Annotated in this window: 26 protein-coding genes; 8 read left to right on the plus strand and 18 right to left on the minus strand. The window is 62.3% G+C overall.

The features are described from left to right. Window positions 1-257, minus strand: a 257-nt coding sequence (locus QBK88_RS28695; protein ID WP_277964733.1) for a response regulator, incomplete at its 3' end; no start/stop codon positions are given. Window positions 258-468: 211 nt separating this feature from the next. Here QBK88_RS28695 and QBK88_RS28700 point away from each other — a divergent pair. The 6 genes from QBK88_RS28700 to QBK88_RS28725 all read left to right on the plus strand — a co-directional run bounded on the left by QBK88_RS28700 (window position 469) and on the right by QBK88_RS28725 (window position 5969). Beyond that, window positions 469-1320 carry a BON domain-containing protein gene (locus tag QBK88_RS28700; RefSeq protein ID WP_277964734.1) on the plus strand — a complete coding sequence of 284 codons (852 nt, stop codon included), beginning with the start codon at window positions 469-471 and terminating at the stop codon, window positions 1318-1320. Window positions 1321-1500: 180 nt separating this feature from the next. Next, the gene (locus QBK88_RS28705) at window positions 1501-1782 is read left to right on the plus strand and encodes a hypothetical protein (RefSeq protein ID WP_277964735.1); all 282 of its coding nucleotides are present in this window, start codon (window positions 1501-1503) and stop codon (window positions 1780-1782) included. Between the two features lie 70 nt (window positions 1783-1852). After that, window positions 1853-2017, plus strand: a complete 165-nt coding sequence (locus QBK88_RS28710) for a DUF1328 domain-containing protein (protein ID WP_008367262.1) — start codon at window positions 1853-1855, stop codon at window positions 2015-2017. Window positions 2018-2023: 6 nt separating this feature from the next. Continuing rightward, window positions 2024-2494 (plus strand): inhibitor of vertebrate lysozyme family protein, encoded by a 471-nt coding sequence (locus tag QBK88_RS28715; RefSeq protein WP_277964736.1) that lies wholly within the window; start codon window positions 2024-2026, stop codon window positions 2492-2494. A gap of 761 nt (window positions 2495-3255) precedes the next feature. After that, the gene (gene gltP / locus QBK88_RS28720) at window positions 3256-4584 is read left to right on the plus strand and encodes a glutamate/aspartate:proton symporter GltP (RefSeq protein ID WP_277964737.1); all 1329 of its coding nucleotides are present in this window, start codon (window positions 3256-3258) and stop codon (window positions 4582-4584) included. 143 nt (window positions 4585-4727) lie between these two features. Continuing rightward, the gene (locus QBK88_RS28725) at window positions 4728-5969 is read left to right on the plus strand and encodes a nucleoside recognition domain-containing protein (protein WP_268146595.1); all 1242 of its coding nucleotides are present in this window, start codon (window positions 4728-4730) and stop codon (window positions 5967-5969) included. Here QBK88_RS28725 and QBK88_RS28730 read toward each other — a convergent pair. The 17 genes from QBK88_RS28730 to QBK88_RS28810 all read right to left on the minus strand — a co-directional run bounded on the left by QBK88_RS28730 (window position 5939) and on the right by QBK88_RS28810 (window position 23692). Next, window positions 5939-6565, minus strand: coding sequence for an ABC-type transport auxiliary lipoprotein family protein (locus tag QBK88_RS28730; protein WP_277964738.1), 627 nt, complete (start codon window positions 6563-6565; stop codon window positions 5939-5941). The genes QBK88_RS28725 and QBK88_RS28730 overlap by 31 nt on opposite strands. Beyond that, a complete protein-coding gene (locus QBK88_RS28735) occupies window positions 6562-7479 on the minus strand; it encodes an MlaD family protein (RefSeq protein ID WP_277964739.1) in 918 nt (305 codons plus the stop codon). The genes QBK88_RS28730 and QBK88_RS28735 overlap by 4 nt, the downstream gene beginning before the upstream one ends. A 1-nt stretch (window position 7480) precedes the next feature. Next, entirely contained in the window at window positions 7481-8257 is a 777-nt protein-coding gene (locus QBK88_RS28740; RefSeq protein WP_277964749.1) for an ATP-binding cassette domain-containing protein, read from the minus strand. Window positions 8258-8280: 23 nt separating this feature from the next. Further along, window positions 8281-9426, minus strand: a complete 1146-nt coding sequence (locus QBK88_RS28745; RefSeq protein WP_277964740.1) for an MlaE family ABC transporter permease — start codon at window positions 9424-9426, stop codon at window positions 8281-8283. A 112-nt stretch (window positions 9427-9538) separates the two neighbouring features. After that, the gene (locus QBK88_RS28750) at window positions 9539-10561 is read right to left on the minus strand and encodes a DUF5924 family protein (RefSeq protein WP_277964741.1); all 1023 of its coding nucleotides are present in this window, start codon (window positions 10559-10561) and stop codon (window positions 9539-9541) included. A 68-nt stretch (window positions 10562-10629) separates the two neighbouring features. Then, the gene (locus QBK88_RS28755) at window positions 10630-12015 is read right to left on the minus strand and encodes a M16 family metallopeptidase (RefSeq protein ID WP_277964742.1); all 1386 of its coding nucleotides are present in this window, start codon (window positions 12013-12015) and stop codon (window positions 10630-10632) included. Window positions 12016-12076: 61 nt separating this feature from the next. Further along, a complete protein-coding gene (locus tag QBK88_RS28760; protein WP_277964743.1) occupies window positions 12077-13735 on the minus strand; it encodes a Na/Pi cotransporter family protein in 1659 nt (552 codons plus the stop codon). Window positions 13736-13947: 212 nt separating this feature from the next. After that, window positions 13948-15885, minus strand: a complete 1938-nt coding sequence (locus QBK88_RS28765; RefSeq protein WP_445765020.1) for a DUF7844 domain-containing protein — start codon at window positions 15883-15885, stop codon at window positions 13948-13950. 20 nt (window positions 15886-15905) lie between these two features. Then, the gene (locus QBK88_RS28770) at window positions 15906-16226 is read right to left on the minus strand and encodes a DUF2388 domain-containing protein (RefSeq protein ID WP_268146577.1); all 321 of its coding nucleotides are present in this window, start codon (window positions 16224-16226) and stop codon (window positions 15906-15908) included. Between the two features lie 29 nt (window positions 16227-16255). Next, window positions 16256-16567 carry a DUF2388 domain-containing protein gene (locus QBK88_RS28775; RefSeq protein ID WP_268146575.1) on the minus strand — a complete coding sequence of 104 codons (312 nt, stop codon included), beginning with the start codon at window positions 16565-16567 and terminating at the stop codon, window positions 16256-16258. A gap of 34 nt (window positions 16568-16601) precedes the next feature. Next, window positions 16602-16919 (minus strand): DUF2388 domain-containing protein, encoded by a 318-nt coding sequence (locus tag QBK88_RS28780; protein WP_268146573.1) that lies wholly within the window; start codon window positions 16917-16919, stop codon window positions 16602-16604. A gap of 304 nt (window positions 16920-17223) precedes the next feature. Then, window positions 17224-17439, minus strand: coding sequence for a DUF1127 domain-containing protein (locus tag QBK88_RS28785; RefSeq protein ID WP_176569522.1), 216 nt, complete (start codon window positions 17437-17439; stop codon window positions 17224-17226). Window positions 17440-17761: 322 nt separating this feature from the next. Further along, the gene (locus QBK88_RS28790; RefSeq protein WP_277964745.1) at window positions 17762-19255 is read right to left on the minus strand and encodes an acetyl-CoA hydrolase/transferase family protein; all 1494 of its coding nucleotides are present in this window, start codon (window positions 19253-19255) and stop codon (window positions 17762-17764) included. A 210-nt stretch (window positions 19256-19465) separates the two neighbouring features. Beyond that, window positions 19466-20902 carry an NAD(P)(+) transhydrogenase (Re/Si-specific) subunit beta gene (locus QBK88_RS28795; RefSeq protein WP_268146569.1) on the minus strand — a complete coding sequence of 479 codons (1437 nt, stop codon included), beginning with the start codon at window positions 20900-20902 and terminating at the stop codon, window positions 19466-19468. Between the two features lies 1 nt (window position 20903). Next, complete coding sequence (locus tag QBK88_RS28800) at window positions 20904-21227, minus strand: NAD(P) transhydrogenase subunit alpha (RefSeq protein WP_008367291.1); 324 nt, start codon at window positions 21225-21227, stop codon at window positions 20904-20906. Between the two features lie 11 nt (window positions 21228-21238). After that, the gene (locus QBK88_RS28805) at window positions 21239-22360 is read right to left on the minus strand and encodes a Re/Si-specific NAD(P)(+) transhydrogenase subunit alpha (RefSeq protein WP_277964746.1); all 1122 of its coding nucleotides are present in this window, start codon (window positions 22358-22360) and stop codon (window positions 21239-21241) included. A 426-nt stretch (window positions 22361-22786) separates the two neighbouring features. After that, window positions 22787-23692: a LysR substrate-binding domain-containing protein gene (locus tag QBK88_RS28810; RefSeq protein ID WP_268146563.1), complete on the minus strand. Its 906-nt coding sequence runs from the start codon at window positions 23690-23692 to the stop codon at window positions 22787-22789. A 154-nt stretch (window positions 23693-23846) separates the two neighbouring features. On the opposite strand from QBK88_RS28810, the gene QBK88_RS28815 reads away from it, so the two are divergent. After that, window positions 23847-25028 (plus strand): acyl-CoA dehydrogenase, encoded by a 1182-nt coding sequence (locus QBK88_RS28815; protein WP_277964747.1) that lies wholly within the window; start codon window positions 23847-23849, stop codon window positions 25026-25028. Window positions 25029-25044: 16 nt separating this feature from the next. Further along, the gene (locus QBK88_RS28820; protein WP_277964748.1) at window positions 25045-26265 is read left to right on the plus strand and encodes a CaiB/BaiF CoA transferase family protein; all 1221 of its coding nucleotides are present in this window, start codon (window positions 25045-25047) and stop codon (window positions 26263-26265) included. Window positions 26266-26470 lie beyond the last annotated feature (205 nt).

Consider the following 26470-nt stretch of genomic DNA (forward strand, 5'->3'; position numbering starts at 1 on the left):
ACAATGACGACCCGCATCCATGGCGCCTGAATGCGCATTTGCGCCAATACGTCCAGGCCGTTGTCTTCGCCCAGGCGCAGGTCGAGAAAGCACAGGTCGAACACCTGGCGCTGCAGCAGTGCATCTGCCTGCGCCGCGCTGTTGGCGGTGGCGACGCTGTAGCCTTCGTCTTCCAGGCAATAACGGAAGGTGCGAAGGATGGCGGATTCATCGTTCACCAACAGGATTCGGCCTTGATGTTCCGTGCCAGCTTCCATTTTTCCTACGCTCCTTAAAGAATGATCTTGGTTAGTCTCAGAATAATCGGGCAAGTTGCATGGTCAATTCTGATTGATTCGGCGACCTGCATGGTAACTATCTGTTGGTAACGGCATTAAGCCCCTGGTTTCCAAGGGAAATACCACTGTGCCCCGGGTGGCACGGCTGTTGCGGGAGTCCCTGGAATGTCTGTTTCACGGGAGTTTCCATATGCTTTGCCTCAAACGCCTGGCTATCGCCTGTTCACTCAGTGCGGTGCTTCTGCCTACCCTGGCCCAGGCCGCTCCGTTGGACACCGCTCAAGTCAGCAGCCAACTGCAGGCTGCCCGCCAGGAAGGCTCTATCTGGACCGCCTATGCACTGAACCGCCATCTGAGTCCGTTCAAGATCGACGTCGGCGTTTCCCAAGGGGTCGCCACGCTCAAGGGCCGAGTCGAAAACGATGTCGACCGCGACCTTGCGGAGCAGATCGCGCTGCAGACGTCAGGCATTACCAAGGTGGACAACCAGTTGACCATCGACCCGGCGCTGGCTGACCAGCCGCCGGCGCAGAAAAAAATCGCACAGCGCTTCGACGACGCCACATTGACGGCCACCATCAAATCCAAGCTGCTATGGAACAGCGCCACCCAGGCGCTGGATACCGAAGTCGATACCCAAGGCGGTGTGGTCACGCTCAAGGGCCATGCGCAGACCGCAGACGCCAAGCAACTGGCCGGCGACCTGGCACGCAATACCTCTGGGGTCACCGAGGTAAACAACCTCATCAGCCTGGGCGCTGCCGATACCGAGATCACCAAGGCCGAAGCACAGGCAAAGAGCACCGAGGACAGCCTCAGCGATGCCTGGGTCACCAGCAAGGTCAAGGCCAGCCTTCTATATAGCCGCAACCTGGATGGCATCAACATCAAGGTCGATACCAAAGGCGGGATGGTCAGCCTCACGGGAGTGGTAGCCAGCACCCAGGAGAAAACCGAGGCCGTGGATATCGCGCGCAACATTCGTGGGGTGCGCGGCGTGGACGCCGATCTGCTCAAGGTGGCAGGAAAATCCAGCCTTTGAACAGATCGTGCAAAACGCCCGAGCAACCTGTGGTCATCGTGCAGGTTGCTCGCCAAACACCGTCGCACTAACCGCTCAAACCCCTGATTTTATTACCTTTTGTTGTAGGAAATTTCTGGCACGAGGTCTGCAATAGTCTTGTCAGGCAGAGTCGATCACCCGCACAAGAGGAGTTACCAGATGAGAAGCCAATGTCTGACCCATTTGCCAATCTCTTCCAAGCAGATCCAACAGGGTCTGTCGGTAACCCTTGCGCTGATGGTCACTCTGCTTGCCGGCCAAGCCTTTCAACATTGGCACGAAGGCCGTCTGGAGGCTCAGGCGCAAGCGCGTCCAGCCGTCAGTTACCAGCATTTCAATGCCATCAGCTCCACCGGCAAACCCTTGGTGCAGGGCCAGGCCCAGTTGCAACGGGCCGAGAGCAATGACCAGGGCGTTCGCCAGCAGAGCTGGGTGTTCTAGATGAAACCCCGCATTGGGCGGGAATTGCAGTAGGCAGCACCCTAATTTCAAAACGGTAAGGAGATTCACCATGTTGAGTTGGGCAGTCACATTCCTGATTATCGCCATCATCGCTGCAGTGCTGGGCTTCGGTGGTATCGCTGGCGCTGCGACCGGGATCGCCAAGATCCTGTTCATCGTCTTCCTGGTGCTGTTCGTGGCCTCCTTCTTCTTTGGCCGTCGCGGTCGGGGCTGACCATCCATGAACAGTGTGACCTTCAAGGCTGTCGCCGCGGCCCTGCTGCTGGGTTGCGGCGCCACGGCGATGGCGGCCAATGACGGCCAGGTGCGGGTCAACGGGCTGCTCAGCAGTGACCCGCAATATCGCGAGACATGGCAAGGCGTCGTCAAGAAAGAGGAACGCGTCCCCGACTGGGTACTGAACCTCACTGGCGAATCCGAACAGCAGATGTCGGCCGTAGAAGAAGATGGAGACAAGTACCTTGTGGGCCCGCTGTGCGAAAGCCAGCAGGTCTGCAAGAACCATCGGCTGATTGTTGCCTTCAGTTGGGACAAGAAGCATGCGTACGGCATGTTGGTGGATGTCCCCGAAGGCCTTCCTTCGGACAAGTCACCCACTCGTCATGCCGACTATCGCTGGCTGGGCAAGCCCAACGAGGGCATGCAAGCGCTACTGAAAGAACAGTTGAAGAGGGACCCGAACTGGTACTGACCAGTAGTTTTGCCAGAAGCTGAACCTTTTCAATGATTTAGCTTCTATAACCTGCGCCCGCCCGAGGAGGGCCGACGCATGACCAAGGGGCTGGGCCGTTTTGATCGCTGTCTGATCGGAGTGGCCTAGGGGTACAGGGAGTACCTCCGACGAGGGCCGGGTCAGGAGAAAGCTGCGACGGAAGTCCGCGAGCCAGCAATGGCCGGACTTCCGGAGAGCTTGAACCCGGGCCGGCAGCGCCGGGTATTGAAAGAACCGCCAAGCATTGATTCGGCGGTTTTTTTGCATCTGGTCGGCAACACCGCTCGCGCAGCCCGGACTATTTGTCGCAGCGGCTGTGACCGTACATCGTGATTTTTTCAGCCCCCCTATGTTCCTTTCTGACCCGAAACCCACGTTCGGATTGTCGAACAATTCGTTCGGGCACCCCCTGGTTCCGGGGCCAAAGAGGTTGTGCAGCACTGTTCGCGATGCTTTCGAGAATCCGAACGAATGCAGCGCAACCCGTTGTGACGCCCGTTTATGACAAAAAATATCATGCCGATTCGGCATAGGGTAGGCGTTTACGGCATTAGACGTTGGCGGCCTGCATCGGAATAGTTGCGCCTTTTTCGCTGGCAAGCGCCTTCTTGGCGGTTGCCCGAAACCTTCTACGGGGGGCATCCGCACACCTGCCTGATGAGCTTGCAACGGCTCAAGCCTGCGGGTTCTGGCGGAGCTGGCGCAGATGCCCCGGATTCACTTGAAGCAAGGGTAATAATATGAAGAAGGCAAAACTCAGCCTCGCCTGGCAGATCCTCATCGGTCTGGTCCTTGGTATTGCACTCGGTGCGCTGCTCAACCATTTCAGTGCTGAAAAGGCCTGGTGGATAAGTAACGTCCTGCAACCGGCTGGTGACATCTTCATTCGCCTGATCAAGATGATCGTCATCCCGATCGTGATTTCTTCACTGGTCGTGGGTATCGCCGGGGTCGGCGACGCGAAGAAGCTGGGCCGCATTGGCCTCAAGACCATCCTGTACTTCGAAGTAGTGACCACCATCGCTATCGTCGTCGGGCTGCTGCTGGCCAACGTGTTCCACCCAGGCGTGGGTATCGACATGAGCACCCTGGGTACCGTGGACATCTCGCAATACGAGAAGACCACGTCCGAGGTGCAGCATGACCACGCCTTCATCGCGACCATCCTCAACCTGATCCCGTCGAACATCTTCGCGGCCATCGCCCGTGGCGACATGCTGCCGATCATCTTCTTCTCGGTGTTCTTCGGCCTGGGCCTGTCGAGCCTGCCAGGCGAGACCCGCGAACCGCTGGTGAAAATCTTCCAGGGCGTGTCGGAGACCATGTTCAAGGTCACCCACATGATCATGAACTACGCCCCCATCGGTGTGTTCGCCCTGATCGCCGTGACCGTTGCCAACTTCGGCTTCGCCTCGCTGTTGCCGCTGGCAAAGCTGGTGATTCTGGTTTACGTCGCCATCCTGTTCTTCGCCATCGGCGTGTTGGGCCTGGTCGCCCGCCTCTTCGGCTTCTCGGTGTTCAAGCTGTTCCGCATCTTCAAGGATGAACTGGTACTGGCCTACTCCACCGCCAGCTCCGAGACCGTGCTACCGCGCGTGATCGAGAAAATGGAAGCCTATGGCGCGCCGAAGGCCATCAGCAGCTTCGTGGTGCCGACGGGCTATTCGTTCAACCTCGACGGTTCGACGTTGTACCAGAGCATCGCCGCCATCTTCATCGCCCAGCTGTACGGCATCGACCTGTCGATCAGCCAGCAGGTGATGCTGGTGCTGACCCTGATGGTTACCTCCAAAGGCATTGCCGGCGTGCCGGGCGTGTCGTTCGTGGTACTGCTGGCTACCCTGGGCAGCGTGGGTATTCCGTTGGAAGGTCTGGCCTTCATCGCCGGTGTGGACCGCATCATGGACATGGCCCGCACAGCGCTGAACGTGATCGGCAACGCCTTGGCCGTGCTGGTCATTTCCCGTTGGGAAGGCATGTATGACGATGCCAAGGGCCAGCGCTACTGGAACTCCCTGCCGCACTGGCGCAGCAAGGAAGCCGCGGTAGGCAAGGCTGTTTCGGAGTAATCCTGTTCATGACTTCGAGCCCTTCCCTGTAACACCGGGATTTTGCCCGGTAGGCAGCACCTGCAAACCCCGACAACCGTCGGGGTTTGTTGTTTTCGGCCCCTGGCCGCTATCATTCGCGGCAACTTCTGGGGGTAATACTGATGCTCAACGGCCTGTGGCTCGGCTTTTTCGTGGTGGCGGCGGTGTCTGCCATGGCCCAATGGCTGGTGGGTGGCAACAGCGGTATCTTCGCCGCCATGGTGGAAAGCATCTTCGCCATGGCCAAGCTTTCGGTCGAGGTCATGGTCCTGCTGTTCGGCACCCTGACCCTGTGGCTGGGCTTTCTGCGCATCGCCGAGAAGGCCGGCATCGTCGACTGGCTGGCCAAGGTGCTGGGGCCACTGTTTGCCCGCCTGATGCCCGAGGTGCCCCGTGGCCACCCGGCGCTGGGCCTGATCACCCTCAACTTCGCCGCCAACGCCCTGGGCCTGGACAACGCCGCCACGCCCATCGGCCTCAAGGCCATGCGCTCGCTGCAGGAACTCAACCCCAGCGCCACCACGGCCAGCAACGCGCAGATCCTGTTCCTGGTGTTGAACGCGTCGTCCCTGACCCTGCTGCCGGTGACGATTTTCATGTACCGCGCCCAGCAAGGCGCCATGGACCCGACTCTGGTGTTCCTGCCCATCCTGCTCGCCACCAGCGCCTCCACGCTGGTGGGCCTGCTGTCGGTTGCCGTGATGCAACGCCTGCGCCTGTGGGACCCGGTGGTGCTGGCCTACCTGGTGCCTGGCGCGCTGTTGCTGGGGGCGTTCATGGCGCTGCTGGCGGGTATGTCCGCTGCCGCGCTGGCGAGCTTGTCCTCCATCCTCGGCAACCTGACGCTGTTCGGCCTGATCATGGTATTTCTGGTCATTGGCGCCCTGCGCAAGGTCAAGGTGTATGAAACCTTCGTGGAAGGTGCCAAGGAAGGGTTCGACGTGGCCAAGAACCTGCTGCCCTACCTGGTTGCCATGCTCTGTGCCATTGGTGTGTTGCGCGCCTCTGGCGCGCTGGAGCTGGGCCTGGATGGCATCCGGCACCTGGTGCAATGGCTTGGCCTGGACACCCGCTTTGTCGACGCCCTGCCCACCGCCATGGTCAAGCCATTCTCCGGTAGCGCCGCCCGCGCGATGCTGATCGAGACCATGCAGAGCAAAGGGGTGGATAGTTTCCCGGCGCTGGTAGCCGCCACTATCCAGGGCAGCACCGAGACCACTTTCTATGTGCTGGCAGTGTACTTTGGCGCAGTCGGTATTCAGCGCGCCCGCCATGCGGTGGGCTGTGCCTTGCTGGCCGAATTCTCGGGCGTGGTCGCGGCCATCGCCGTGTGCTATTGGTTCTTCGGTGCCACGGCGGCCTGAGCCAGCGCCCACTCGATGACCTGCCCGGTCAGCCGGTCGCTGGCCTGGCCGAACGCGGTGACCACGCTGGGCACGGCGGTGCTCGCCACGGGTTGGCTGACCTCGAAGCGCTGGCTGGCGATGATGCGCTGGCTGCGCCCATCCACCAGGCGTGCATCCAGGCGCACATGCACGGTCACGCCAGTGCCGGTGTACTCGCTCTGGAACGCCTGCAAGTCACCGCCCAGTTCATAGTCGCCCTGCACGTTGCTGTCATCGGTGCTCAAGCCACGCAAGCGGCCGTCCCGGCTGAAACCATCGAGCAGGCGGTTGCGCAGCAGCACCGGCGCGGGGTCGCTCCAGCGTGCGCCCTTGTAGCTGCTGACCAGATCACCCTGGGGGAGCACGGCAATGCGTGGGCTGTTGAGGGCATCGCTGGCCTGGGGTTTGCCGATGCGTAGCGTCCATGGCAGGCTGGCGCCACCGTGGGCGGCCGCGGCCTGGCTGGCCACTGGCAAACGGTAGACATTGGCCGGTTCAGCCTTGGGCAGTATCGAGCAGGCGGGTAGCGCAGCGCACGCCAGCACCAGTACCGCACGGCGAAGGGGGGTGATCATGGCTCGAATTCCTTGTCGCGGTCGCGGCCCAGCAAGTAGCCGCCAGGGTTGGCCTGCAGGCGCTGGCTGATGGCTTTAAGGGCCGTGAGCGTATCGCGCAGTTCGCGGATCGCCGGCGCCAACTGGTTCAAGCCTTGCAGGCCGCCATTGACGGCGTCGCGGTTGTTGAGCAGCAAAGTGTCCAGGGCGGCGGCGCTGTGCTGCAGCGACGCCATGGCCTGCCTGGCGCTGTCGAGGGTCTGGCGGCCTTGCTGGTCGAGCAGGCCGTTGGCGGTCTTCAGTGTGCCGGAGGCCTGTTCGCTGGCCTGGGCGATCTGGCTGATGGCCAGGCGAATGTTATCGCGCTGCTCGGCCACGGCACCGGTCACCTGTTCCACGTGTTCCAGTGTGGCGCTGAAGCGGTCGACGTTTTCGCTGGAGATGAGCCGGTTGGCGTTGGACAGCAACTGGTTGACGCTGGCCATCAGGTCGTTGCTGTTGGTGAGCAGCCGCGCGATGGGCGACGGCGAGGCGACAATCATCGGCAGCGCGCCCTTCTCGCCCTTCAGCGTCGGGCTCTGCGGGGTGCCGCCACTGAGCTGGATAATCGAGGTCCCCGTGATGCCGTTCAGCGCCAGTTTCGCCTGGGTGTCCTGCTTGATCGGCACGTCGCCGGTGAGGCGGATGCGTGCCAGCACCCGGCGAGGGTCCTGTGGGTCCAGGCGCAGCAGTACCACGTCCCCCACCTTGATGCCGCTGTATTGCACCGAACTGCCTCTGGACAGGCCCGTCACGGCTTCGTTGAACACCACCTCGTAGTCGTCGAAGGCACTGTCGACGCTGGATTTGGCCAGCCACAGGCCGAACAGCAGGCCGCCGACCACGATCAATACGGTAAACAGGCCGATCAGTACATGGTGGGCTCGGGTTTCCATCTCAGACCTCGTTCTGCACTGAAGCAGCACGCCGCGCTGCCCGGCCCCGGGGGCCGTGGAAGTATTCGTGTATCCACGGATCGCGGGTGCCGGCGACCTCCGCGACAGGCGCGGCGACCAGTACGCGTTTGTCCGATAGCACGGCGACGCGGTCGGTGATGGTGTAGAGGGTGTCCAGGTCGTGCGTGACCAGGAACACGCTAAGGCCAAGGGCGTCGCGCAGGGTAAGGATCAACTGGTCGAAAGCCGCCGCGCCGATGGGGTCCAGGCCGGCGGTGGGCTCATCGAGAAAGAGGATGTCCGGGTCCAGCGCCAGGGCTCGGGCCAGCGCAGCGCGCTTGATCATGCCCCCGGAAAGCGAGGCGGGGTATTTGTTGGCCGCCGACAGCGGCAGGCCAGCGAGGGCCAGTTTCACGCAGGCCAGGTGTTCGGCATCGGCGCGGGCCAGGCCCGCATGTTCGATCAGCGGCAAGGCGATGTTTTCGGCGACCGTCAGTGAAGAAAACAGCGCGCCCTTCTGGAACAGCACGCCAAAGCGCCGTTCCAGTTGCGAACGGGCGTCTTCGTCGAGGCTGGCTAGGTTTTGCCCCAGCACCTGCACTGAACCTTCATTGGGCCTGCGCAAGCCGACGATGCTGCGCAGCAACACCGACTTGCCGCTACCCGAACCCCCGACCACGGCCAGGATCTCGCCGCGGTTGAGGTCCAGGTCCAGGTGTTCGTGCACCACCTGGGGGCCAAAGCGGTTGCCCAGGTCTCGTACGCGAATCACCGGAATGTGGGGCGCTGCTACCGTCCAGTTCACCAACCCATCTCCATGAAAAACAACGCGGCCACCGCGTCCAGCACGATGACCACGAAGATCGACTGCACCACGCTGGAGGTGGTGTGCGCGCCTACCGATTCGGCGCTGCCGCTGACCTTGAAGCCTTCCAGGCAACCGATGGCAGCGATCAGAAAGGCGAACACCGGCGCTTTGACCAGGCCCACCAGAAAGTGCTGCACGGCGATGTCGGTCTGTAGCTTGGACAGGAACATCGCTGGGGAAATCCCCAGTGACCATGCACACACCACCCCGCCGCCAATGATGCCGCAGAGCATGGCCAGGAAGGTCAGCGCCGGCAGCGCCACCAGCAGCGCCAGTACCCGCGGCACCACCAGCAGTTCCACCGGGTCCAGTCCAAGGGTGCGCAGGGCGTCGATTTCCTCGTTGGCTTTCATGGAACCGATTTGCGCGGTGAAGGCACTGGCGGTGCGCCCGGCCATCAGGATGGCGGTCAGCAGCACGCCGAATTCGCGCAGAAAGGAAAAACCCACCAGATCGATGGTGAAGATGCTGGCGCCGAAGCGGGCCAATACCGTGGCCCCGAGAAAGGCCACTACCGCACCCACCAGGAACGTCAGCAGCGCGACGATAGGGGCGGCATCCAGGCCGGTCTGCTCGATATGCGCGACCACGGCGGTAGTGCGCCAGCGCCGGGGGCGCAGCAGGCCACGTGCCAGGGTTTCAAGGATCAGGCCGACAAAGCCCAGCAGTTGCAGGGTGTCTTGCCAGACGGTGTCGACGGCGGTACCGATGCGGCTGAGCAGTTGCACGCCTGCATTGAGTTCCGGTTCCCTGGCGGGTTCGTGAAAGTCCTGGAGCGCGCGGTGCACGGTCTGCAGCAACGCACGGCTGGGGCCGGGCAGGTGCACGGCAGTGTCGGCCAGACGGCCGAGGCGTTCGGCGCCCAGCAGTTCTACCAGCAGCGAGGCGCCCGCTGTGTCGATAGCGCCCAGTTGGTCCAGGTCGATGGGGGTGTTGTCGTCGTACTGGCTGGCCAGTTGCCGGGCAAGGCGGCGCAAGCGCGCATAGTGAGGGAGTGTCCAGTCACCGCCGATGCGCAGGCGCGGTGGCTGCGTGCTGGTGTCCAGGTGGGCTTGGCCGCCGACTGCAAGAATACTCATACCCACCGAGCTTAGACGCCTTTGTCAGGGCATGCAGGGTGATTCAGTTCCTGCGTGGTGCTCCCCTCCCGGACCTGACGAAGCTAGCGAACCGCACCACGCTGTGTCAGGCCTACCCGGCAGGTGCGCTGTCGTCGGTGACCTTGAAGCGCAGCACGCCAATCATCTGCCCGTCCTCGGTGAGGACCTGCACCTGCCACCTGCCGACCGGGTTGGGCGGCAGGTTCATCTTGTGGGTCCAGGCCCGGTAGCCTTCGTCGCGGCCGCCATGAATGTCCAGGGCGATGCGGTCCACTTCCTGGCCATTGAATTTCCACACGTGGTAGATGCGCTCTTGCAGGCCACGAGGTGCGTTGATTGCCGTGTAGGCATACAGACCGTTGGCGCGCACCTGGCTGGCGGCGACGTTCTTGATGCTGTCGCCCGGGGTGCGCTTGGCGTTGTCCAGGTCCAGGGTCACCGCCGATTCAGTTATCCACAAGGTGGCCGGTGGTACCCAGGAGCGCATCATCCAGCCTGCCCCACCCACGGCGGCCGTCACCAGCACCAGGGCCACGGCCCGGCGCCAATGGTTGACCGGGAAGCTGGCCGCCAGGCTCGGGGCCGAGAGCAGCATGGCGATACCCAGTGCCCACTCATAGCTTTGCGAGGTGGTCAGGTGAAGGATGACCGGCAGCGCCGTGAGCAGCACCGCGAACAGCGTCAGTGTATGCAGCGCCAGGAACAGCCAGCGGCGTGGCGCCACGAACCGGTAATAGATGGGGTCGGTGATCGAGGCCAGGCCCGCCAGGCCCAGCAGCCCGGTGAACACCAGTTGGCCGCTGTTCCAGGTGGTGGTGGTGTAGAAAAACGGCAGTACGAAGAACAGACTTTCCTGGTGGATCTGCTGAGTGGCATAACGCAGCAGCGGTTCCGGGATCTCGCGCTTGAAGCGGCGGCTGAACCAGCGCGTGGCGCTCTGCTCGAACATCAGCCATACCCAGCTGACCAGCATCAGCACCGCTATCCAACTGGCCAGCTTGGCCTGGCGGTCGACCAGAATGAAGCTGGCGATGCCCGTCACGAAGCCGCCCAGGGCGATGACGCCCGGGTAGCGTTTGACGAGTTCGATAAGGCGCAGGATCAGCTTGGGCATTTCGGCATTCTTGGCAGGTGCATGAAAATCGCCGCCAAGGATACCCACTTACCTGCGCGATTGCGCGGCTAGCGGTGCTTGAGGCGCCAGGTGGCCCAGCCCAGCAGAAGCAGCGCCAGCAGCACCGCGGCACCCACCGCCAGGCTGTAGAGCTGGTCGTAGCTGAGCAATGGTTGTTCGATGCGTACATAGCCGCGGCTCGCGAATACCTGGCGCATGGCGGCGTCGGCCTGGGCCAGGGTGACCTTTTTCAAATCCCTGGTGGGGTCTTCGAAGCGACCCTTTTCGTAGGTGGGCAGGGCATTCCAGTAAAAGTCGGCCAGCTGGCTGTTGCCCTGCACGCTCCAGGCCTGGCGCGAGATGGCAGCCTGGCGCAAGCGCTCGAAGGTGGCACTCTCCAGGCCGTCTTTCTTGAGCCGGGCGATCATGTTGGCCACCAGGGTGCGGGCCCGGTCGACGTCAGCGCGGTCCAAGTCGGCATTGAGGCTCAGCAGTCCGGTATCACCCAGGGCTTCACGCTGGCTCCATGGGCCGTAGGACAATTCGTGGTCCAAGCGCAGTTCCTTGTACAGCGCCCATTCCATGTAGACCTGCACCAGGTCGAGGGCGGCATCGGGAACCTGGTCGTCCAGCGAGGGCTCGGGGAAGAACCAGTGCAGCTTGGCACCGTCTCCGAGCCAGCCGTGGGTGAGGTTGCGCTCGTACAGCGCGCTGTGCAGCGTGACGGGAATGTCCGGATGGTCGGTCGGCTTGATGGCCGCGAGGCTCGCCCAGGTACGCTCGAGGTACGCGGGCAAGAGCTTGTCGAGCCCGCCGACAATGATCAGGGTCATGTTGTTGGGGGCGTACCAGTCCTTGCGCACTGTCTCGACCTGTTCCAGGGTCATGTCGCGCACGGGCGAGCGTTCGCTGCACTTGAGCCCCAGTTCGGTGGCCAGTTGGTCACTGGCAGCGTGGCCTACCCCCTGCTTGTCCAGCCAGCGCTGCAGGTGCGAATAGTGGCCGCCGTCCTCGCGCTCGACGATACGCCGGGAAATGTCCAAGGCTTTCTGGTCGATATGGGTCTGGGTGACCACCTCCAGTAGCAGGTCGAGCACCTTGCGCTGATTGGCGGCGGGGGCCTCGATCACGAAGGTGGTGTCGCTGTCGCTGGTAAAGGCGTTCCATTCGCCGCCCAAGGCCTGCATGCGCTCTTCCAGCCCGCCTTCACCACTGCCGTCGATACCGCTGAACAGCAAGTGCTCCAGCAAGTGCGGCAGCTCACGCCGGTTACAGGGAAAATCGTCGAACCCTACCCCCACCACCAGGCGGATGGCCACGTGGCCGCGGTCGTCCCCTGGTTTCATCAGCACCTGCAGGCCATTGGGCAACAGGTAGCCTTCTACCTTGAAACGGTCCAGCGCCTGACTTTGAGCGCAGGTGAACAATAGGCAAAGCAACAGCAGACAACGCATGGGAAGCTTCCTGCGGGAACCGGCTCAGACTGTGGAACAGACTGCCGCAGGCAGCGGACGTTCAAGGTGAGTGCGCATTGTCGGGTACCGCGTCGGCTTCCAGGGCTCCGGTATCGAGGGTTTCCAGCACCACATAGGCACTGCCGCAGAACAGCGAGTTCAGCCGTTTCATGTCGGCGATCAGTTCCAGGTGCAGCGAGCTGGTTTCAATGCTTTGTACCACTTTGCGCTGCAGGCGGCTCACATGGGCATGGGCCAGGCGCCGTTCCTGGGCACGGAAGCGACGCTTTTCGCGCAACAGTTGGCGGGCGCTCTCCGGGTCGCCGCTGAGGAACACCGACAGGCCCAGGCGCAGGTTGGCCATCAACTGGCTGTGCAGGGTGGCCAGTTCTTCCAGGCCAATGTCGGAGAACTCGCGGCGCTGGGCGGTTTTCTGCTGCTGAATCTTGCGCAGCATGCGCTCGATCAGGTCGCTGGCCAGCTTGAGGTTGATGGCCAGTTCGATGATTTCCGCCCAGCGCCGGCTGTCCTGTTCGCTGAGGTCTTCCCGGGGCATTTGCGCGAGGTACAGCTTGACCGCGCTGTAGAGAACTTCCACGTCTTCGCCTTGGGTGCGCACAGCCTGGTTGACGGCGGTCTGGCTGCCGCGCAGCACGTTGAGCAAGGCGCCGAGCATACTGTCCACCAGGTCGCCGATGCGCAGGGTTTCACGCACCGCGTTGGCCAGTGCCAGGCTCGGCGTGTCCAGGGCGGTGAGGTCCAGGTGGCGGGGTTTGGCGCCGCCGTTGACGTCTTCACGCTCGGGCAGCAGCCAGATGCACAGCTTGGACATGGGCCCCACGGTGCCCAGCATCAGCAGGCAGCGCACGGTGTTGTAAAGCAGGTGGAAGCCGATCACCAGGCTGGTGGGGTCATAGGTCAGGGTGTCCATCCAGCGGGCCAGCGGGTCGAGTACTGGCACGATCAGCAGCAGGCCGATCAGCTTGTACAACAGGCTGCCCAGCGCTACCTGGCGGCCAGCGGTGTTCTGCATGCTGGTGGACAGGAACGCCAGCATGCCGCTGCCGATGTTGGCGCCTATCACCAGCCCGATGGCTACCGGCAAGCTGATGACCCCAGCTTCGGCCAGGGTGGCGGTCAGCAGCACGGCCGCCAGGCTGGAGTAGGAGATCATCGCGAACAACGCGCCGACGAGGGCGTCGAGCAGGATATCGCCGGTCAACGAGGCGAACAGTACCTTCACGCCCTGGGCATGGGTGATGGGGGCGGCGGCTTCAACGATCAGTTGCAGCGCCAGCACGATCAGGCCCAGGCCAATGCCGACACGGCCCATCTGGCCCACCCGCGTCTGCTTGCGCGACAGGAAGAAGATCACCCCGAGGAAAATCAGCAGCGGTGATAGCCACGACAAGTCGAACGTCAGCACCCGCGACATCAGCGCGGTACCCACGTCGGCGCCGAGCATGATCACCAGGGCCGGTGTCAGGGTCATCAGCCCCTGGCCGACGAACGACGTGGTGAGCATGGCGGTGGCGTTGCTGCTTTGCACCACGGCGGTCACCAGAATGCCGGCGATGAATGCCAGCGGCCGTTTGGACATGTTCTGGCTCAACAAGCGTCGCAGGTTGGAACCGTACACGCGCAGGATGCCCGTACGCACGATGTGCGTGCCCCAGATCAGCAGCGCCACTGCCGAGAGCAAATTGAGCAGGGTCAGCATGGAAGGCCCCCTGTGGAAGGTCCCCGTGAATGGGGAAGGTTGAAATTGCAGCGGTGTGGCTCGTTATCGAAAAATCTTTTATGCCACGCCTACTTAAGCTTTAGTCGGCCATGGGCCGTAGCGCCAGCATGGCACAGCAAAAGCTCACTTTGAAACAAAACTGTCATATTTGCCTCGACCAGCGCCCACTGTGGAACCGCTGAATTGCCCGGTCAGGGCAGGATCAGCCCGCCCGCCGCTTTGTGCAGCGTGCGCAGGTGGTCGGCTACCACCTTGATGTTGGCTTCGGTGGCGGTGATCTCGGCGTTGCGCTTGGGCTCGAGCAAGGCTCGCACTTCCTTGTCCAGGTCCACACTCAAAGTCTGCAGTTGCTTCTGGCGTTCCGCGCTTTCGGACTCCAGGCGCTTGAACTCGTTCTGCTGGGGCAGGCCGTAGCCGCCGCTGTCCAGCAGTTCGGCCGGGCGGCTGAGGAAGCCGCTATTGGCCAGCATGGCCTGCAAGGTCTTGTTGGCATTGACCAGGCTGGCGTCGTTGGCGGCGCGGCCATTGAGGTAGCGCTGCTTGACCTCATCCTGGGCCAACAGCAACTGGCGGCGCAGGCTGGCTTGCTCCAGCAGCAGCAAGGCGGCGCTGGTGCGCAGGTCGGCCTTGGCGAACCATGGCTGGCGCTCCTTGGGTTCCAGTGCCATCCAGTCCTCGACCTTGGCCTGGGGGATGGGCAACTGCTGCTTGAGGATGTCGAACATCGCCTGGTAGCGGTCGCGGTAGGAGTCGAAGCGGTAGCCCAGGCGCAGGGCTTCACGCGGGTCCTTGAGGACGCTGGTGTCGGCGATGCCGCGAGCCTCCATCACCTGCAACAGACCGTTGGGCACGATACTGTCCAGGTCGTCGAACTTGGGGTTGTGGGTGCCGGCCCGCAACAGTTTCAGGGTTTCTACCGCGCAGTTGTTGGAGACGAAATAGTAGTTGCCGTCATAGCTCCAGTGCATTTCGGCGGCGTGGCGCACCAATGAGTCGATCTCGTTACGGGTCAGCTTCAGGGGTACCGAGGCCAGGCTGCGCAGTTCAGTCTTGGTGTACTCGTCGATTACCTGGCCCAGCGGCAGCACGAACAGCCGCGACGGGTAACCGCCGGTCAGGCCGCTCCAGGTCGACAACTGCACGTCATTGACGAAGGCCCGGTATGACAACACCAGGCTGCGGTCCAGGTCCAGGCGGCAGTCGGGCCCCCGTGGGCGCCCCGGGGCGCAGATCACCAGGCGCAGCATGCTGTGGCCCCAGCGGCTGACCCAGTTCTGGTTGGCCTCGGCCAACAGGTAGTCCACTTCGTAGACACGCTCGGGGTCGATGCTGCCCAGCGGTGTGCGGCCGAAGTCGTTGCCGGCGTTGAGAAATGGTAGTGCGGTCGGGCACGTAGCCGCATTGGCCGGGGCCCAGCCGAAATGATTCTTCAGGTACTCGTACAGTTCCGGGCGTCGGCAGCCGTACTCGGGGTCCAGGAGGAAGTACTCCATGTTGACCGCGACGAATTCCAGCGGGTCGGTGACTTCGTAGATGTCAGGGCTGCGCACGATTTGCCGGTTTGGCTCATTGCGCTCTCCGCGCTGGCCTACCGATTGCGGCCAGCCGGCCAGGTCCAGCAGGCGTGGGTCATCGCTGAGCGTGAAGCGGCGGTCGGTCTGGCCCCGGCATTCACCAGGCAGGCCCACTTCGCCGAGGCTCGAACTGTAACGCTTGCAACGGTTGAACAGGGCGCGGTCGGCATCGGGCCACAGGCGGGCGCGATCGTAGATATGGGTGAGTTCGTGCAGCACCGTCGCCAGCAGCTCTTCTCGCACCGTGCCGTGGGGGCGATGGGTCTGGGTGGTGGCCGCCGTGCCGTCGGTCAGGCTGGGCAGCAGCTTGACGTTGAGGTCCAGGCTGGCCACCGCTGCCGCTTGCCCGTAGGCGTTATCGGGCATGTGCGATGACCAGTCGACCTCGATGGTGCGGTCCAGCCGCTGCTTGAAGCTGGGCGGCAGGTCGGCCATGGCCTCATCGAGCAGCGCCTGGCTGGCCTGTTGCTGTTGCGCCGTGAGCCCTTCGGCCTGCAGGCGCAGGTGCAACGCTGCTTGTGCACTATTGCCGGCCAGCAACAGCGCACAGGTCATTAGCCAGGCGCCGAGCCACCTCACAGTGCGAGGATGGCCTGCGCGAGTTCCTGGTCACTGGCGTCCTTGGCTTCCGGCACCTGGGTGCGCAGGGCGACAAACGCCGCCTCCAGTTGTGCGCCACGGATGTTGCCGTTGCTGGCCACGTAGCTGGCGGCGTCGTCCTGGGCCTCGCGTACCACTTTCGAATCGCGGATCGAGGTGGTGGTGTCGGAGGTGAAGTTGATCGAGCGGTTCGACGCGTGAACGATCATGTTGCTGGTTTGCTGCAGGGTATGCGCCGAGGCCACATCAGCCAGCAACAGCAGGCCGAGGGTGGCGGCAATCAACGGGGTACGCATGGGGGGTGTCTCCAAAAGACAGATATCAATTATTGGACGAGAATTGCCTGCGCCAGTTCAAGGTCGCTGGCGTGAAGCCCAGCGTGGTGCTGGCGCAGGTAGCTGAGCGCCGACTCCAGTCGGGCACCCTGGATCTGGCCGTCCGTGGCGACATAGGCAGCCGCGTCATCCTGGGCGGCACGCACCAGCTTGCGGTCGAACGGCGCGGTGGTCACCTGGCTGGTGACGTAGCCGCTCATGACCACCCCCTGGGTGGTGGTGTCGAAGGCCTGGGCCTGGCCGCACCAGGCGCCCAGCAACAATGTCGCGGCAAGGAAACCGCGGGAAAACGGAAAACGCATAGGTCGTCAAACTACCGGGTTGGCGAACACGAGATCAGATGGCGGCGATGGCTTGGGCCAGTTGCGCATCGGAGGCCTGCAAGGCCGGGTTCTGTTGGCGAATGTAGGCGAACGCGCTTTCCAGGCGGGCGCCACGGATCGAACCGTTGGTGGCCACGAAGCTGGCGGCGTCGTCACGGGCCTGCAGCACGATCTTCTTGTCGCGCAGCGAAGCGGTGGCGTCGGAAGTGGCATCGCTGGTGGCCGCCGTTGCCCGAACCAGGGTATCGGTCGTCACGACGAAACTGGAAGCATGCGCGCCGCAGGACAGGGCCAGCAGCAGCGAAGCACCAAGCAGACGGGAACGGAACATGGTCAATCTCCTGATCGGGCAAGGGTAAAAGCGCAACACTTTACCTCAGACGCGCGTTGTACCGGCCGCGTTACGTCGCGGGTTCACGCGCATGTCAGACAATTGTTGCCGATTTAGTTCCTGGCGTGGAGATCTGAAACAGGAAGTTTCATAAAATCCGGACTGTACCGGTAGTTTTTTGAATTTGTTTAACTGTTCTACTCGGCGTCAACGGCCGGAAACGACAAAGCCCGCTGCAGTTGCCGGCAGCGGGCTTCGATCGGAATTCAATGTGCTGGCGAACAGCGGCCAGCCAGGCCTTGCATTAACGCCAGAACGGCTTGCTCAGCTCTTCGCAACGCTGTGCTTCGCTGATACCAGCGTCGGCCAGCAGGCGGGCATCCAGACGGGCCAGTTGGTGGCGGCTGGCGATGCGGCGCTGCCACAGCATCAGGTTGCTGATAACGCGCAGTGGGAACGAAGTACGGCTTTCTTCGGAGCTGTTCTGGAAAAGCAGGTCGGAACTGAGTGTACGTTCCATGGTTGACATCCTTCCGCTTGTGGCGGGCTTGGCTAGTTGGTTTCTACTGGTGCCAATGATCCTCCTGCACAGTCAAGATTTGCAGGCACAGTTCATTTGTATTGTGAGGGTTCAGTTAACTGTTTAGCGCCACTGTTTGACCGAAAATGAGGCCAACTGTATTGGTCAGCACCCGAATGGTGCATTTTTGATCAATTCCACGGATTTTGCGGGGGCTAAGGCGGGATTTCTACCGGTACAGCAGTACAGATTTAGATTGAAACTTCGAACAGTCCGGCAACTGATGCGGTGAAATCCTGCACCAGCTGCCTGCTGCCATGTTTTACACCGCCAGCATGCGCCCGGTTTCTTCCAGGTTGCTGTGCCATTGCAGGGCATCGCGCAGGATGTGCGGGGTATGGCCACCACGGGCACAGGCCGCTTCGAAGTATTCGTTCAGCGCGGCGCGGTAGCTTGGGTGCACACAGTTGTCGATGATCGCCCGTGCGCGCTCGCGCGGCGCCAAGCCACGCAGGTCGGCCAGGCCGATTTCGGTGACCAGGATGTCTACGTCATGCTCGGTATGGTCCACGTGGCTGACCATGGGCACGACGCTGGAAATGGCGCCGCCTTTGGCGATGGACTTGGTCACGAAGATCGCCAGGTGCGCGTTGCGGGCGAAGTCACCCGAACCACCGATGCCGTTCATCATTCTGGTGCCGCACACATGGGTGGAGTTGACGTTACCGTACAGGTCGAACTCCAGTGCGGTGTTGATACCGATGATGCCCAGGCGACGAATCACTTCCGGGTGGTTGGAGATTTCCTGCGGGCGCAGTACCAGGCGCGACTTGTAGCGGTTGAAGTCGCTGAACACTTCGGCGTGCTTCTTCGCCGACAGGGTCATGGAGCTGCCCGAGGCGAACTCCAGCTTGCCAGCGTCGAACAGGTCGAAGGTCGAGTCCTGCAGTACTTCGGAGTACATGGTCAGGTTCTCGAACGGCGAATCCACCAGGCCGCACATCACTGCATTGGCAATGGTGCCGATACCTGCCTGCAGCGGCATCAAGCTGTTGGTCAGCCGGCCTTCGGCCACTTCGCTCTTGAAGAAGGCCACCAGGTGGTCGGCGATGGCCTGGGTGTCCGCATCCGGCGGCAGCACGGTGGAAGGCGAGTCCGGCTGGTTGCTGATCACGATGCCGACGATCTTGGCGGGGTCGATCTTCACTGCGCCGCTGCCGATGCGCGTGTCAGACTTGAGCACAGGGATCGGCAGGCGCGTCGGCCGGTAGCTGGGGATGTAAACGTCGTGCAGGCCCTCGAGCTCCAGGGGCTGCGACAGGTTGATCTCGACGATCACTTCCTTGGCCAGAATGGCGAAGCTGGCGGAGTTGCCCACGGAGGTGCTGAGCACCAGGTGGCCTTCCTCGGTGATGGCCACGCATTCGATCACGGCCAGGTCCACCGGCTTGATCTGGCGGTTGCGCAACTGCTCGACGGTGTCGGACAGGTGCTGGTCGATGAACATCACCTTGCCGTCGTTGATGGCCTTGCGCAGGGTGCTGTCGACCTGAAACGGCATGCGCCGCGCGAGTACGCCGGCTTCGGTCAGTTGCTTGTCCAGGTCGTTGCCCAGGCTGGCGCCGGTCATCAGGGTGATCTGCAGTGGCGTCTGCTTGGCGCGTTCGGCCAATGCATGGGGAACGGCCTTGGCTTCGCCGGCGCGGGTGAAGCCGCTCATGCCGACGGTCATGCCATCCTTGATCAGTCCAGCGGCATCAGCCGCACTCATCACCTTGCTGTGCAAGGCGTCCAAGCGGATACGGTCACGGTACATGTGTTGTTATCTCAGGTAACGAAGGCTGTGCGCAGTCTAGTGATTTCAGGAAAATTCGTCCCACGACTTAGGTCGTAAGCCATCAGGCAGGCGATAGGTGGCCCTTGTGGGAGCAAAGGCATGGCTTTCACAGGGAGGTTAACCAGGCTGCAAATAAAAACCCCAGCCTAACCAGCGCCGGGGTTTTGGGTATTGCGGTGGATCAAGCCGTCATTCGACAGCCTTGACCATGTCTTCGATGACTTTCTTGGCGTCGCCGAAGACCATCATGGTCTTGTCCAGGTAGAACAGTTCGTTGTCCAGGCCGGCGTAGCCGCTGGCCATCGAGCGCTTGTTGACGATGATGGTCTTGGCCTTGAAGGCTTCCAGGATCGGCATGCCGGCGATGGGCGACTTGGGGTCGTTCTTGGCGGCCGGGTTGACCACGTCGTTGGCACCCAGCACCAGCACCACGTCGGCCTGGCCGAACTCGGAGTTGATGTCGTCCATCTCGAACACCTGGTCGTACGGCACTTCGGCTTCAGCCAGCAACACGTTCATGTGGCCAGGCATACGGCCAGCCACCGGGTGAATCGCGTACTTCACGGTCACGCCGTTGTGGGTCAGCTTCTCGGTCAGTTCTTTCAGCGCGTGCTGGGCACGTGCCACTGCCAGGCCGTAGCCGGGAACGATGATCACGGTGTCGGCATTGGTCAGCAGGAAGGTAGCGTCGTCAGCCGAGCCGGATTTCACCGGGCGAGCCTCCTTGGTACCGGCAGGGCCGCCCACGTCGGTCGCGCCGCCGAAGCCGCCGCCAATCACGTTGAAGAACGAACGGTTCATGGCCTTGCACATGATGTACGACAGGATCGCACCCGACGAACCCACCAGCGAGCCGGCGATGATCAGCATCGAGTTGTTCAGCGAGAAGCCGATACCGGCTGCCGCCCAGCCCGAGTAGCTGTTGAGCATCGACACCACCACCGGCATGTCGGCGCCGCCGATCGGGATGATGATCAGCACGCCCATCACGAACGCCAGGGCCAGCATCAGCGCGAAGGCACCGTAGTTGCCGGTGAACATGAAGGTCAGGCCCAGGGCCAGTGTCGCCAGGCCCAATACCAGGTTCAGCTTGTGCTGGCCGGCGAACACCACCGGGGCACCCTGGAACAGGCGGAACTTGTACTTGCCCGACAGCTTGCCGAAGGCAATCACGGAGCCGGAGAAGGTGATGGCACCGATGGCCGCGCCCAGGAACAGCTCCAGGCGGTTACCGGTAGGAATGGCGTCGCCCAGGGCCGGGACGATACCCAGCGACTGTGGCTCGACCACCGCGGCGATGGCGATGAACACCGCGGCCAGGCCGATCATGCTGTGCATGAAGGCGACCAGCTCAGGCATCTTGGTCATTTCCACGCGCTTGGCCATGATGGAGCCGGCAGTGCCGCCCACCAGCAGGCCGACGATCACGTAGGCGATGCCGCCGGTGGCCAGCTCTGCGCCCAACTTGTAGATCAGGCCCACGGTGGTCAGCACGGCCAGGGTCATGCCCAGCATGCCGAACAGGTTGCCGCGACGCGACGTGGTCGGGTGCGACAAGCCCTTGAGTGCCTGGATGAAGCAGATCGAGGCAACAAGGTACAGAAGGGTGACGAGGTTCATGCTCATGTTACTTTTTCACCTCGGCGGACGCTTTCGGCGCCTTCTTCTTGAACATTTCCAGCATGCGGCGCGTCACCAGGAAACCACCGAATACGTTCACGGCTGCCAGGGCCACGGCCAGGGTGCCCATGATCTTGCCCAGCGGGGTCACGGTCAGGGCGGCTGCCAGCATGGCACCGACGATGACGATGGCGGAAATGGCGTTGGTCACGGCCATCAGTGGGGTGTGCAGCGCGGGTGTCACGTTCCAGACCACGTGGTAGCCGACGTAGATCGCCAGCACAAAGATGATCAGGTTGTAGACGCCGTGGGAGATCAGCATGTCTTCCATTGTTTTTATCCTCAGCCGTTCTTGCGGATGACTTGGCCGTCGCGGCACATCAGGCACGCGGCGACGATGTCGTCTTCAAGGTTGATCGTGAACTGGCCGTCCTTGTCGAACACCAGCTTCATGAAGTCCAGCAGGTTGCGTGCGTACAGCGCCGAGGCATCGGCACCGACCATGGCCGCCAGGTTGGTGGGGCCGCAAATGATCACGCCGTTTTCAACCACTACCTGATCGGCCACGGTCAGCGGGCAGTTGCCGCCTTGTGCCGCGGCCAGGTCGATGACCACGGAGCCCGGCTTCATCTGCGCGACGGTTTCGGCGCTCAGCAGGGTCGGCGCCTTGCGGCCTGGGATCAGGGCGGTGGTGATGACGATGTCCGAAGCCTTGGCGCGTTCGTGAACCGCCTGGGCCTGGCGCTGCATCCAGCTGGCGGGCATCGGGCGGGCATAACCGCCAACGCCTTCGGCGCATTCACGCTCTTCATCGGTTTCGTACGGCACATCGATGAACTTGGCGCCCAGCGACTCGATCTGCTCCTTCACCGCGGGGCGCACGTCCGAGGCCTCGATCACCGCGCCCAGGCGTTTGGCCGTGGCGATGGCCTGCAGGCCCGCAACGCCAGCGCCCAGAATCAGTACACGGGCAGCCTTCACGGTACCGGCGGCGGTCATCAGCATGGGCATGAAGCGCGGGTAGTGATGGGCCGCCAGCAGCACGGCCTTGTAGCCGGCGATGTTGGCCTGGGAGCTCAGCACGTCCAGGCTCTGGGCGCGGGAAGTACGCGGGGCAGCTTCCAGGGCGAAGGCAGTGATGCCGCGCTCGGCCATCTTGGCGATGGTTTCGTTGTTGAACGGGTTGAGCATGCCGACCAGAACGGTGCCGCTCTTGATCTGCGCCAGTTCGGCGTCGTTGGGGGCAACCACCTTCAGAATCAGCGCGGCACCGAAGGCATCGGCAGCGCTGCCAATGCTCGCGCCGGCGGCTTCATAGGCACTGTCGGTCACGCTGGCATTGATGCCCGCGCCACTTTGCACCGTGACCTTGTGGCCTTGGGCGATCAGTTTCTTGATGGTTTCCGGGGTTGCAGCAACCCGTGTTTCGCCCGTCTGGGTTTCGAGAGGAACACCAATGTGCACGTCAAATCTCCTGCTTGATCTTATTGAGTTAACCAGCGCACTTCGGATGGCACAGCTGGGGCGGCCGATCAGCACGATCCCGCCTGAATTCGGGCGGGGCGCGGCATTTTGCAGGCGTTATCGCAGCCCTTCAACCAGTTATGAAAGGTGACGGACGAAACACTACAAGTCACCCTGTGACCGATTGCCGCAACATGCCAGTCGCAGCCCCGGTAGATCGGGCTTTCCCGCTATTTCGTAAGGTTTTAATATTTTTTTACATTGCTCCCCTGAATAGCCATCGACAGCGCCAAAAACAAGCTGTAGGCCATGTAGAACGGGGTGTTCAGCAAATTTTACATCGCACCGTTACAGTATTTCTGAAAACGACATTTTCTTATATCTGTAGGTTTGAAATAAAACTCACTACATGGTTAATTTTTGAGATTATCGTTGGTGATCAGTTACATAGCTCATCGCCTCAGCTACCAGCCAGTCCCTGAAAGCCTTCAGCGATGCCGATTCGACTTTCCGCTCCGGAATCATCAGGTGGTACGCCTTGTGACTGGCCAGGGCATGGGGGTTGGCAACCACCAGCCTGCCCTCCTCCAACTCCCGCTGAATCAGGAATGGCGGGATAAGGGCAACGCCCATCTCGTGCATCGCTGCCTGGGAAAGCATGGAGAATAGTTCATAGCGCGGGCCTGTCATGTCGCGGCTGATGCTCAGGCCCAGGCTGTTGAACCACTGGCGCCATGCGTATGGCCGGGTGGTCTGCTGCAACAGCGGTAGCCGGGCTATGAGGGTTGCATCGAGGTGGCCTTCGGTGCCCAGCAGCGCGGGGCTGCATACGGGTACCGGGTTTTCCCCCATCAAGCGGTGGGCCTGGGTGCCGGACCAGTCGGCATCGCCGAAATAGATAGCGGCATCGAATGCGGTGTCGGCGAACAGGAACGGCCGGGTGCGGTTGGTGAGGTTGACGGTGACCTGCGGGTGGCGGTGCTGGAAGTCTTTCAAGCGCGGCAGCAACCACTGGGTGCCGAAGGTAGGCACCACGGCCAGCTCGATCACGTTGGCGCCCTGGTGGCCCATCACCGACAAGGTATCGCGCTCAACGGCGTCCAGTTGCGCTGCCACGCGTCGGCTGTAGGAAAGGCCGGCTTCCGTGAGCTTCACCCCACGCCGGGAGCGCTGGAACAGCTCCACATTGAGGAAGCCTTCCAGGCTGCCTATCTGTCGGCACACGGCCCCTTGGGTGAGGGACAGTTCCTGGGCGGCCTTGGTGAAACTCTCGTGACGGGCAGCGGCTTCAAAGCACACCAATGCGGTAGTGCTGGGGATCTTGCGACGCATGTACGGCTACCTCACTGATGGAGGCGCTTATTGGGCTTTTTCCGCCTCTCGGAGTGAGAAATTAGCACAACAGCGTGCGAAATCCTCGGTTGTCCCCTGCCCTCGCGGCGCCTAGGCTCAATACACATCTATTGACCTGCCATAAGGAACCGCCATGGGCGCCAAGGCCAGCTTCAACTGGATCGACCCCCTGCTGCTCGACCAGCAGCTCACCGAAGAAGAGCGAATGGTGCGCGACAGCGCCTACCAGTTCGCCCAAGGCAATTTGGCGCCGCGGGTGCTTGAAGCGTTCCGCCACGAAAAGACCGACCCGGCCATTTTTCGCGAAATGGGCGAAGTCGGCTTGCTGGGCGCCACTATTCCCGAGCAATACGGGGGCAGCGGCCTGAACTACGTGTGCTATGGCCTGATCGCCCGCGAAGTGGAGCGCGTCGACTCGGGCTACCGTTCGATGATGAGCGTGCAAAGCTCCCTGGTCATGGTGCCCATCAATGAATTCGGCACTGAAGCACAGAAACAGAAGTACCTGCCCAAACTGGCCAGCGGCGAATGGATCGGCTGCTTCGGCCTTACCGAACCCAACCACGGTTCCGATCCGGGTGCCATAATCACCCGCGCCCGTTCCGTGGAAGGCGGCTACCGCCTGACCGGCAGCAAAATGTGGATCACCAACAGCCCCATCGCCGATGTGTTCGTGGTGTGGGCCAAGGACGACGCTGGCGATATTCGCGGCTTCGTGCTGGAGAAAGGCTGGCAAGGCCTCAGTGCGCCGGCGATCCACGGCAAGGTCGGCTTGCGGGCTTCCATTACCGGCGAGATCGTGATGGACAACGTGTTCGTGCCCGAAGAAAACATCTTTCCGGATGTGCGTGGCCTCAAGGGCCCGTTCACCTGCCTGAACTCCGCCCGCTATGGCATCTCCTGGGGAGCGCTGGGTGCCGCGGAGTTCTGCTGGCACACGGCGCGCCAGTACACCCTCGACCGCCAGCAGTTCGGCCGACCCCTGGCGGCCAACCAGCTCATCCAGAAAAAACTGGCCGACATGCAGACCGAAATCACCCTCGCCCTGCAGGGCTGCCTGCGCCTGGGCCGCATGAAGGACGAAGGCACCGCCGCGGTGGAAATCACCTCGATCATGAAGCGCAACTCCTGCGGCAAGTCCCTGGACATCGCGCGCATGGCCCGCGACATGATGGGCGGCAATGGCATCTCGGACGAGTTCGGCGTGGCTCGCCATCTGGTCAACCTGGAGGTGGTGAACACCTATGAAGGTACCCATGACGTGCACGCGCTGATCCTCGGCCGCGCACAGACCGGCATCCAGGCGTTCTATTAATAGAGGGAGCCGGGCCATGGGTGCGTTGTCACATCTGCGGGTACTGGATCTGTCGCGTGTACTGGCCGGCCCTTGGGCGGGGCAGATACTCGCCGATCTCGGCGCCGAGGTCATCAAAGTGGAGCGCCCGGGCAACGGCGATGACACCCGGGCCTGGGGGCCGCCCTTCCTAAGGGATGCGGAAGGCGAGAACACCAGCGAAGCGGCGTATTACCTGTCGGCCAACCGCAACAAGCAATCGGTGACCATCGACTTCACTCAGCCCGAGGGCCAACGACTGGTGCGCGAGCTGGCGGCGAAGTCCGATATCGTCATCGAGAACTTCAAGGTCGGCGGCCTGGCAGCCTATGGCTTGGATTACGCCGCGCTGAAGGCGGTGAACCCCGAGCTGATCTATTGCTCCATCACCGGCTTCGGTCAGACCGGGCCTTACGCCAAGCGCGCTGGCTATGACTTCATGATTCAGGGGCTGGGCGGCCTCATGAGCCTGACGGGCCGCCCGGAAGGCGAAGAGGGAGCAGGCCCGGTAAAAGTGGGCGTGGCACTGACCGATATTCTCACCGGCCTTTATTCCAGCGTGGCGATCCTGGCCGCCCTCGCCCACCGTGACCAGCACGGCGGCGGCCAGCATATCGACATGGCGCTGTTGGATGTGCAGGTTGCCTGCCTGGCCAACCAGGCCATGAACTACCTCACCACGGGCGTGGCACCGAAACGGCTGGGCAATGCGCACCCTAATATAGTGCCGTACCAGGACTTCCCGACTGCCGATGGTGACTTCATCCTCACCGTGGGCAACGACAACCAGTTCCGCAAATTCGCCGAAGTGGCCGGTGAGCCGCAATGGGCGGACGACCCGCGCTTTCTCACCAATAAGCTGCGGGTGGCGCACCGTGCCGAGCTGATCCCGTTGATTCGTCAAGCCACGGTATTCAAGACCACAGCCCAATGGGTATCGGCGCTGGAGCGGGCGGGTGTGCCGTGTGGGCCTATCAATGACCTTTCCCAGGTGTTCGCTGACCCGCAGGTGCAGGCAAGGGGCTTGGCAGTGGCAATGCCCCATGGGTTGGCGGGGGTGGTACCGCAAGTGGCCTCGCCTATTCGGCTATCGGAAACCCCGGTGGAGTACAGGTGTGCGCCGCCGTTGCTCGGGGAGCATACGGGAGAGGTGTTGATGCGGGTGCTTGGCGTGGGTGAGGAGGCTTTGCAGAGGTTGAGGGGGGATGGGGTTGTTTGAGGTTGGGGGGGATATATAGGTGTCGGTTGCGGGAGGTGTTTGTTTGGGAGATTGGATGAAGGCCACTAGGCACATGTCTCGGGCTTTCTGGCGCCCTTGAGATCGAGCGCCGCCCGCGGGCCTTGCTGCACCGCCACAGATCTCCAGCGAACAAACAAGGCGGACCAGGTAATGGCACAGACATAACTGGCCCGAAACAGATGTG

Source organism: Pseudomonas sp. RIT-To-2 (assembly GCF_029623465.1).
Taxonomy (GTDB): domain Bacteria; phylum Pseudomonadota; class Gammaproteobacteria; order Pseudomonadales; family Pseudomonadaceae; genus Aquipseudomonas; species Aquipseudomonas silvicola.

Coding starts and splice junctions, on each gene's coding strand:
- QBK88_RS28700 (WP_277964734.1), top strand. CDS start 469: ATGCTTTGCCTCAAACGCCTGGCTATCGCCTGTTCACTCAGTGCGGTG.
- QBK88_RS28705 (WP_277964735.1), top strand. CDS start 1,501: ATGAGAAGCCAATGTCTGACCCATTTGCCAATCTCTTCCAAGCAGATC.
- QBK88_RS28710 (WP_008367262.1), top strand. CDS start 1,853: ATGTTGAGTTGGGCAGTCACATTCCTGATTATCGCCATCATCGCTGCA.
- QBK88_RS28715 (WP_277964736.1), top strand. CDS start 2,024: ATGAACAGTGTGACCTTCAAGGCTGTCGCCGCGGCCCTGCTGCTGGGT.
- gltP (WP_277964737.1), top strand. CDS start 3,256: ATGAAGAAGGCAAAACTCAGCCTCGCCTGGCAGATCCTCATCGGTCTG.
- QBK88_RS28725 (WP_268146595.1), top strand. CDS start 4,728: ATGCTCAACGGCCTGTGGCTCGGCTTTTTCGTGGTGGCGGCGGTGTCT.
- QBK88_RS28730 (WP_277964738.1), bottom strand. CDS start 6,565: ATGATCACCCCCCTTCGCCGTGCGGTACTGGTGCTGGCGTGCGCTGCG.
- QBK88_RS28735 (WP_277964739.1), bottom strand. CDS start 7,479: ATGGAAACCCGAGCCCACCATGTACTGATCGGCCTGTTTACCGTATTG.
- QBK88_RS28745 (WP_277964740.1), bottom strand. CDS start 9,426: ATGAGTATTCTTGCAGTCGGCGGCCAAGCCCACCTGGACACCAGCACG.
- QBK88_RS28750 (WP_277964741.1), bottom strand. CDS start 10,561: ATGCCCAAGCTGATCCTGCGCCTTATCGAACTCGTCAAACGCTACCCG.
- QBK88_RS28755 (WP_277964742.1), bottom strand. CDS start 12,015: ATGCGTTGTCTGCTGTTGCTTTGCCTATTGTTCACCTGCGCTCAAAGT.
- QBK88_RS28760 (WP_277964743.1), bottom strand. CDS start 13,735: ATGCTGACCCTGCTCAATTTGCTCTCGGCAGTGGCGCTGCTGATCTGG.
- QBK88_RS28765 (WP_445765020.1), bottom strand. CDS start 15,885: ATGACCTGTGCGCTGTTGCTGGCCGGCAATAGTGCACAAGCAGCGTTG.
- QBK88_RS28770 (WP_268146577.1), bottom strand. CDS start 16,226: ATGCGTACCCCGTTGATTGCCGCCACCCTCGGCCTGCTGTTGCTGGCT.
- QBK88_RS28775 (WP_268146575.1), bottom strand. CDS start 16,567: ATGCGTTTTCCGTTTTCCCGCGGTTTCCTTGCCGCGACATTGTTGCTG.
- QBK88_RS28780 (WP_268146573.1), bottom strand. CDS start 16,919: ATGTTCCGTTCCCGTCTGCTTGGTGCTTCGCTGCTGCTGGCCCTGTCC.
- QBK88_RS28785 (WP_176569522.1), bottom strand. CDS start 17,439: ATGGAACGTACACTCAGTTCCGACCTGCTTTTCCAGAACAGCTCCGAA.
- QBK88_RS28790 (WP_277964745.1), bottom strand. CDS start 19,255: ATGTACCGTGACCGTATCCGCTTGGACGCCTTGCACAGCAAGGTGATG.
- QBK88_RS28795 (WP_268146569.1), bottom strand. CDS start 20,902: ATGAGCATGAACCTCGTCACCCTTCTGTACCTTGTTGCCTCGATCTGC.
- QBK88_RS28800 (WP_008367291.1), bottom strand. CDS start 21,227: ATGGAAGACATGCTGATCTCCCACGGCGTCTACAACCTGATCATCTTT.
- QBK88_RS28810 (WP_268146563.1), bottom strand. CDS start 23,692: ATGCGTCGCAAGATCCCCAGCACTACCGCATTGGTGTGCTTTGAAGCC.
- QBK88_RS28815 (WP_277964747.1), top strand. CDS start 23,847: ATGGGCGCCAAGGCCAGCTTCAACTGGATCGACCCCCTGCTGCTCGAC.
- QBK88_RS28820 (WP_277964748.1), top strand. CDS start 25,045: ATGGGTGCGTTGTCACATCTGCGGGTACTGGATCTGTCGCGTGTACTG.